Origin of the sequence: Kitasatospora sp. NPDC059571, assembly GCF_042735675.1 — a bacterium.
Classification (GTDB): domain Bacteria; phylum Actinomycetota; class Actinomycetes; order Streptomycetales; family Streptomycetaceae; genus Kitasatospora.
In genome coordinates, this window is sequence record NZ_JBHWBW010000462.1 from 1 (window position 1) to 6,288 (window position 6,288).

The 6,288-nt window shown below is 76.5% G+C and carries 7 protein-coding genes; 5 read left to right on the plus strand and 2 right to left on the minus strand.

The annotated features are described in order from the left end of the window. Positions 1-143: 143 nt before the first annotated feature. Together ACFV0G_RS32880 and ACFV0G_RS32885 are read right to left on the minus strand one after the other, a co-directional pair. Positions 144-1,613 (minus strand): glycoside hydrolase family 6 protein, encoded by a 1,470-nt coding sequence (locus tag ACFV0G_RS32880; protein WP_380555915.1) that lies wholly within the window; start codon positions 1,611-1,613, stop codon positions 144-146. 308 nt (positions 1,614-1,921) lie between these two features. Continuing rightward, positions 1,922-2,188: a GlsB/YeaQ/YmgE family stress response membrane protein gene (locus ACFV0G_RS32885; RefSeq protein WP_380555917.1), complete on the minus strand. Its 267-nt coding sequence runs from the start codon at positions 2,186-2,188 to the stop codon at positions 1,922-1,924. A 190-nt stretch (positions 2,189-2,378) separates the two neighbouring features. Here ACFV0G_RS32885 and ACFV0G_RS32890 point away from each other — a divergent pair, with 190 nt between their 5' ends. The 5 genes from ACFV0G_RS32890 to ACFV0G_RS32910 all read left to right on the plus strand — a co-directional run bounded on the left by ACFV0G_RS32890 (position 2,379) and on the right by ACFV0G_RS32910 (position 6,149). Next, entirely contained in the window at positions 2,379-3,206 is an 828-nt protein-coding gene (locus ACFV0G_RS32890; RefSeq protein ID WP_380555919.1) for an SAM-dependent methyltransferase, read from the plus strand. Positions 3,207-3,300: 94 nt separating this feature from the next. Beyond that, positions 3,301-4,008: a response regulator transcription factor gene (locus ACFV0G_RS32895; RefSeq protein ID WP_380555921.1), complete on the plus strand. Its 708-nt coding sequence runs from the start codon at positions 3,301-3,303 to the stop codon at positions 4,006-4,008. Continuing rightward, positions 4,005-5,450, plus strand: a complete 1,446-nt coding sequence (locus tag ACFV0G_RS32900; protein WP_380555923.1) for a sensor histidine kinase — start codon at positions 4,005-4,007, stop codon at positions 5,448-5,450. Before ACFV0G_RS32895 ends, ACFV0G_RS32900 begins: the two co-directional genes overlap by 4 nt. Positions 5,451-5,550: 100 nt before the next feature. Next, positions 5,551-5,934, plus strand: a complete 384-nt coding sequence (locus ACFV0G_RS32905) for a hypothetical protein (protein ID WP_380555925.1) — start codon at positions 5,551-5,553, stop codon at positions 5,932-5,934. Beyond that, positions 5,931-6,149 carry a hypothetical protein gene (locus ACFV0G_RS32910; protein ID WP_380555927.1) on the plus strand — a complete coding sequence of 73 codons (219 nt, stop codon included), beginning with the start codon at positions 5,931-5,933 and terminating at the stop codon, positions 6,147-6,149. The genes ACFV0G_RS32905 and ACFV0G_RS32910 overlap by 4 nt, the downstream gene beginning before the upstream one ends. The last annotated feature ends 139 nt before the right edge of the window (positions 6,150-6,288 follow it).

Consider the following 6,288-nt stretch of genomic DNA (forward strand, 5'->3'; position numbering starts at 1 on the left):
GGGGCGGGGGCGCGGGGGGCGGCGCGCTGCGCGCCGGCCCCGCGCCCCCCCGCCCGCCCCCCCGCGCCCGGCCCCCCGGGACGCCCGCGCCCCCCCCCCCCCGGGGGGCCCGGGGGCGGCGCGCGCCGCGGACGGAACGGGCGTCAGGCGACCGTGCAGGCGGCGCCGTTCACGGTGAACGCGGTCGGAGCGGCGTTGCTCGACCCGAAGGTGCCCTGGAAGCCGAAGCCGGTGGAGGCGCCGGGTGCCAGGCTGCCGTTGTAGCCGAGGTCGGCGGCGGTCACGGCCGCGCCGGACTGGGTGACCTTGGCGTTCCAGGCGCTCGTGACCTTCTGGTCGCCGGGGAAGGTCCAGCCGACCGTCCAACCGGCGATCGCGGCGGAGCCGGTGTTCTTCACCGTCACGTCCGCGGTGAAGCCGCCGGTCCAGCTGTTGGCACGGTAGGCGACCGAGCAGGCGGCGCTGCCGGTCGGGGGCTGGGACGTCGGCGGCTGCGAGGTGGGCGGCTGGCTGGTCGGCGGCTGCGAGGTCGGGGGCTGGCTGGTCGGCGGGGTGCTCGGGTCCGCGGCGTTGACGGCCAGCTGGTAGGCGATGTCCGGTACGAAGGTGCCGGCGGCGGCCGCGCAGCCGTCGGCCTCGCCCGGGGGCTTGATCCAGAGGAAGGCGTCGATCGCGGCGTCCCCGGTCGAACTGGTCGGGTAGGCGCCGATCGACCGGCCGGACGGGTCGCACCAGGCCCCGCCGCCCGCCGGGCCGTTGCCGTTGCGGCTGGTGTCGACCACGGCGTGCAGATTGCCCGGGCTGCCCAGCGCGGACAGCACCGACTTGCTGTAACTCACCTCGTTGGCAGTTGAGTTGAAGTTCGAGACATTGGTGAAGAAGCCGTCCGCGCTGGTCAGCACCCCGGCGCCGCGCAGCCGGTTGGCCTGCTCGGCGGCGCTGTTCCAGGCGGAGTGGCCGCCGTCCAGGTAGACCTTGGCGTTCGGGGCGGCGGAGCGGATGGCGGCGCCGGCCCGGCCGAGCGAGGCGAAGCGGTCGCTCTGCTGCTGGGCGGAGAGGCAGGTGGTGAGCGCGATCGAGTCGGGCTCCAGGATCACCACCGACCGGCCGCTGCCGAGGCCGGCCGCGAACTTCCCCACCCAGGCGTCGTAGGAGGCCAGGTCGGGCGCACCGCCCGCGGAGGCGCCGCCGCAGTCGCGGTTGGGGATCTCGTACACCACCAGGACGGGGACCTGGCCGGCCGAGGCGGCGGCCGAGGTGACCGCGCGGACGTCCGAGGTGACGGTGTCGGGGCGGTAGTTGGAGAACCAGATGCCCTGCGGCTGGCTCGCGACCCGCTTGGAGATCACCGGCGTCCGGGAGTCGCCGGGATTGGCGGCGACCCACTTGACGACCTGCGAGGCCGGGTCCTTGTAGAACTGGGTGCCCGCCGGGAGGCTGCCCTGGACGGCGGCGTCCGCGCCGCCCTGGGCGGCCAGCAGCAGGGCGGTGGCGATCCCGCCCGCGGCCAGGGCGAGGGCGGCGGCGCGGCCGCGCCGGGCGCCGGTGCGGCGGTGTCCGGGCGGGCGGCCCGGTTCCGGGACGGCGCGCCGCAGGGGCTCGGGGGTGTGCACAGTGTCCTCCGCGTGCTCTCGGGTGGGAGAGGGTCAGGGCGGCCGAGGAGGGTGGGAGGGCTGGGTGGGAGCGCTCCCGCACGACCGGGCCCGATGCTAGCGGGCCGTCGCGGATGGCGTAATCCCTTGTGCAGAGGGAGGTTTCGACGGAGTTCGACGGTGTCCGCGTGGAGGAATTGGGAGAAATATGGGAGCGCTCCCGCAAATCCCCGCTCGCGCGCACCGCCCGCCGGACACGGCGGAGGGGCGGGCGGACCGCTCGGCCGCGACGGCCGCGACGGGTCCGCCCGCCCCTCCCACCGGGCCGGTCAGTCCCGGGAGTTGCCGAACAACAGGCGGTAGGCGATCAGCAGCACCAGGGCGCCGACGATCGCCGAGCCCCAGGTCGCGAGGTCGAAGAAGTGCTTGGCCACCGGGCGGTGGAGCACCGTGGCGGAGAGCCAGCCGCCGACGAACGAGCCGGCGACGCCGATCAGCGTGGTGATGATGAAGCCGCCCGGGTCGCGCCCGGGCAGCAGAAGCTTGGCGATGGCCCCGGCCACCAGGCCGAGGATGATCCAGCTGACGATTCCCATACCCGTCTCCTGCCCTGTGTTCCCGGACGGCGAACCGCCGCGTACTGGTGGACGCCGCACCCCGGCCCCCGGTTCCACCCGGTCGAACGCCCGTACCCGGCTGCCGATCTGAGCGGTGGTCCGGACAGCACGCGGCCCGGACCGTAGGCTCGGGCCCCGACGGCCGGTCCGAGCGCGGAGGGGGCACACGGTGGACCAGCAGGACGGATGGGGCACGGATGTCGGGCAGAGCGTCGATCTGCGGCCCGAGGTACCGCACCCGGCGCGGATGTACGACTACTACCTCGGCGGCAAGGACAACTTCCCGGCCGACCGGGAGGCCGCCGAGCGCGCCCTGGCCGCCAACCCGGAGTTCCGCTCCACCGCCCGCGCCAACCGCGGCTTCCTGCAGCGGGCCGTCCGGCACGTCGCCGGACTGGGCATCGACCAGTTCCTCGACATCGGCACCGGAATCCCGAGCGCGGGCAACACCCACGAGAGTGCGCAGGCCGTGCTGCCGCACGCGACGGTGGTCTACGTCGACAACGACCCGATCGTGCTCACCCACGCCCGCGCCCTGATGGCCGGCACGGGCCTCGGCCGCACCGCCGTGCTCCGGGCCGACCTGCGCGACCCCACTGCCGTCCTCGCCGCCCCCGAGGTCGCCGAGCTGCTCGACCTGGACCGCCCGGTGGCCCTGGTGCTCGGCGCCGTGCTGCACTTCCTCCCCGACGAGGACGAGCCGGCCCGGGTGCTGCGCACCCTGCTCGACGCGCTGGCCCCCGGCAGCCACCTGATCCTCTCGCACGGCACCGCCGACTTCCTGCCGGCCGAGGTCCGCGACCGGGTGACCGGCGTGTACGACCGGGCCACCGCCCCGCTGGTCGGGCGCAGCCGCGCCGAGGTCCGGGCATTCCTGGACGGCCTCGAGATCCTGGAGCCCGGCGTGGTGACCGTGCCGCTGTGGCGGCCCGACGCCGAGCCCGCTGCGGGCGCGGACCGTGTCAGCATGTACGGCGCGGTCGCCCGCAGGCCCTGAGCCGTACGCCCTCCCCGCACGCCCGCGGGGCCCCGGGCACGCGGCACCCGGAACGGCGTGAGAGAGTCGGCGGCCCGCAGGCGAGGAGGTACCGATGGGCGGCTCGGGCGGCCGGGTGCTGGTGGTGGACGACGACGCGGCGATCCGCCGCTCGCTGGAGCGCGGCCTGCGGCTGAGCGGCTTCGCCGTGCAGCTGGCCGCGGACGGCGAGGCGGCGCTGGCGGCGATGGGCGGGCCCGCGGCCCCCGACGTGCTGGTCCTGGACGTGTCGATGCCCGGCCTCGACGGCACCGGAGTCTGCCGCGCGCTGCGGGCCGTCGGCGACGAGACGCCGGTGCTGATGCTCTCCGCGCTGGACGAGCTCGCCGACCGGGTCGCCGGGCTGCAGGCCGGTGCCGACGACTACCTGGTGAAGCCGTTCGCGCTGGAGGAGCTGGTGCTGCGGCTGCACGCCCTGCTGCGCCGGCGGCCCGCGCCGCCGTCCGACGTGCTGCGCGCCGGCCCGCTGACGGTCTCCCCCGCCACCCGCCAGGTGCACTGGGAGGACACCGAGCTGCACCTGACCCGGCGGGAGTTCGAGCTGCTCACCCAGCTGGTGCGCAACGCCGGGATCGTGCTCACCCGGGACCAGCTGCTGGACCGGGTCTGGGGCTACGACTTCGACGTGCGCAGCGACGCCGTGGACACCTTCGTCAGCTACCTGCGGCGCAAGCTGGAGGACGGCGGGCGGCCGCGGCTGGTGCACACCGTGCGCGGGGTCGGCTTCGTGCTGCGGCTGCCGGCCGACGGGGGGCGGGCGTGAAACTCTCCACCCGGATCGCCCTGTCGGTCACCGTGCTGGTGCCGCTGATGGTGCTGGCGGCGGGCCTGCTGCTGCTCGGCCTGGTCCACCGCGACCTGGCCCGGCAGCAGGACGCCGTGCTGCGCGAGCGGGCCGCCGCCGTCCTGCCGAACGTCCGCACCCTGCTCGCCGCGGACAGCCGCAACCGGACGAAGGCCGAGCAGAACCAGCAGCGCAAGGTGCTCGACGGCGCCCTCGACTCCGGCGTCCGGCTGGCCGGCGCGGACGGGACGCTGCGGCTGGTGGTCGGCCCGCAGCCGGCCGAGGCGGTCCCGCTGCCGGCCGCCTCCGACGCGCCGGTGACCGTCCGCGACGCCGGCCGGGCCTGGCGGGTGCTGGCCGTCCCGGTGGACGGCGCCGCACCGGGCACGCTCTGGCTGGTGTCGCCGTCCTCAGCGGTCGACCCGCAGGTCACCGCGGTGCGCCGGCGGGTGCTGCTGGTCGCCGTCCTGGCCGCCCCGGTGGCCGGCCTGCTGGCCTTCGGGCTGGCCGGCCGGGCCACCGCCTCGCTGCGCCGGCTGAGCGCCCGGGCCGCCGCCCTCGACCCGCGCGGCGGGGCGAGCACCCTGGGCCACACCCCGAGCCGGGTCGCCGAGGTCGACGAACTGGCCGGCGCCCTGGAGCTGCTGCTGGCCCGCTACGACGAGCAGGCCGGCCGGACGGCGCAGGCGCTGGACACCGCGCGCTCGTTCTCCTCGGCCGCCTCGCACGAGCTGCGCACCCCGCTCACGGCGATGCGCACCAACCTGGACGTGCTGGCCGCGCACCCCGGCCTGCCGGCCGGCGAACGGGCCGAGGTGGTCGCCGAGCTGTCGCAGGACCACGCCCGGCTGGAGGAGCTGCTCACCGCCCTGCGGACGCTGGCCAGCGGCGACCTGGTGGAGGTGTCCGCGTTCACCGCGGTCGACCTGACCGAGCTGGTGGAGGGCGCGGCCGCCGAGGCGGCCCGGCGCCAGCCGGAGGCGGCGGTCAAGACCGAGGCGGCGCCGGGCATCACGGTGTTCGGCTGGGAGGCGGGGCTGCGGATCGCGCTCGCGAACCTGATCCGCAACGCCGCGGTGCACGGCCGCCCCGCCGACGGTCCGCCGCAGATCACCATCCGGCTGCGGGCGGGCAGCAGCGGCGCCGCGGTGCTCACGGTGGACGACACCGGGCCGGGCGTCCCGCCGGCCGAGCGGGCCGCGGTCTTCCACCGGTTCCACCGCCGCCAGGACAGCCCCGGCTCGGGCCTCGGCCTGACCCTGGTGGCTCAGCAGGCGGCGCTGCACCGGGGCACGGTCGCCGTGGGCGACGCCCCCGGCCCGGCCGGCTGCCGGGTCGAGCTGCGGCTGCCGCTGCTGCGCCCGGAGGCGCCCACGCTGCAGCTGCCGGCCCGCCGCGACTGGCTCTCCGGGGACCGCTGAGCGGCCCCGGCCGGGGCCCCCGGAGCGATCACAGGGATTCCACAAGAAGCCTCCCTACGCTCCGAGCGTCCGATCCCACCGGTCACTGAGGAGAACCGCCGTGCAGATCAACCGGAAGGCCGCCGCCGTCGGCGCACTCGCCCTGGCGGGCACCCTGCTCGCCGCCGTCCCCGCGCAGGCCGCGTCCGCGCCGAAGAGCGACGGCGCCAAGGCCGTCTGCAAGCGCCTGCCCAAGACCCAGGAGCGCATCACCAAGGCCATCGACCGGCTCAACGGCGACGCCACCATGGTCGGCTCGGTGGCCCGTCTGCAGCAGCGGGTGGCCGACGCCAAGGCCGCCGGCCACACCGAGATCTACACCTACCTGAACGACCGGCTGACGTTCCGCAAGAGCCTGCTGCCGACCCTGCAGACCCGGCAGAACGACCTGAAGGCCGTCGCCACCTGGTGCGCCGCGCAGCCCTCGCCGGAGGCCAGCAAGTGAGCCGCCGTCCCGTGCGCCACCGGGCCGGCGCCGCGGCCGCGGTGCTGGCAGCCGCCGCCGCGCTGCTGCTGACCGGCTGCGGCCCCACCCAGAGCTCCCCGGGGAAGGCCGCCGCCACCGCCGACGACGGTCAGGTGCAGCAGATGCAGCAGAAGGTGGACGCGGCCGAGAGCGCCGCCGCCCAGGCGGACTCCGACGCCACGCAGAACAACTGAAGCACCGCCACCGGTGCCGTGCAGGGCCCGCCCCTCCCCCGGGGGGCGGGCCCGGCGCCGGCGCGGGGGTGCGGGGTTACGGCGGAGGCGCGCGCGACACCGGCGGAGGGCCGCCGCCCGGGACGTGGTGTCCGGGCTG